Annotated in this window: 1 protein-coding gene; it reads right to left on the reverse strand. The window is 71.3% G+C overall.

Annotation, left to right across the window (positions count from 1 at the left end):
- The coding region (locus AC6CH3_RS23365; protein ID WP_498134700.1) for a PKD domain-containing protein at nucleotides 1-739 on the reverse strand (739 nt) is incomplete at both ends.

Raw genomic sequence — 739 nt, forward strand, 5'->3', positions numbered from 1 at the left:
GGTGTAGCTCGTCGGGTCAGAGGAGCCAACGACCCGGTAGTAGGCGAAGACGCGGGCGCCGCTGCCGATCGAGAGCCCGCTGGTGATTGCGGTCCAGCCGGACGGGACAGCCACCGTGGGGTTCTTGTCGGCGGTGAAGGACGCCACCAGGACGTCACCGGCGGCCCGGCCGGTGGGTGCGGGCAGGGAGACGGTGGTGGTGGCCGTTTCGGTGGACGCGGTCCTGAAGCTGCGCACGGCGATCTCCGGTGAGGTGCCGCCATCGGGGTTGACGGTGATCGTCGTTGTGGTGGAATTCGAGCCGGCGGCGTTGGTGGCGGTCAGCTTCGCCGTGTAGCTCCCCGCCGTGAGGTAGGTGTGGGACGGGTTCTGCGAGGTTGACGTGGCGCCGTCACCGAACTCCCAGGCCCAGGACGTCGGCGAGCCGGTGGAGGTGTCGGTGAAGTTCACCGTCAGCGGGACCGTGCCCGAGGTCGGCGTGGCGGTGAACGATGCGACCGGCGCGGTGTCCCCGGGCGGCGGCACTGTCCCGCCCGGTTTGAGGGCGGTGCGCCAGGCGGCGACGGCTTTGGCGCTGCTGAGGGTCCAGGTGGCGGTGCCGGTGGTGCCGGCGGTGGCCTGGGTCCTGTCTGCCTGCTCGTTGACCTGCCCGCCGGTGGTTTCCCAGCGTTCGGTCCAGCCGGTGGGTGGGGTGGCTGCGGGGCTGGAGCTGTCGAAGCCGAGGCCGCCGATGAGCAGG

Source organism: Arthrobacter sp. GQ119 (assembly GCF_059759125.1).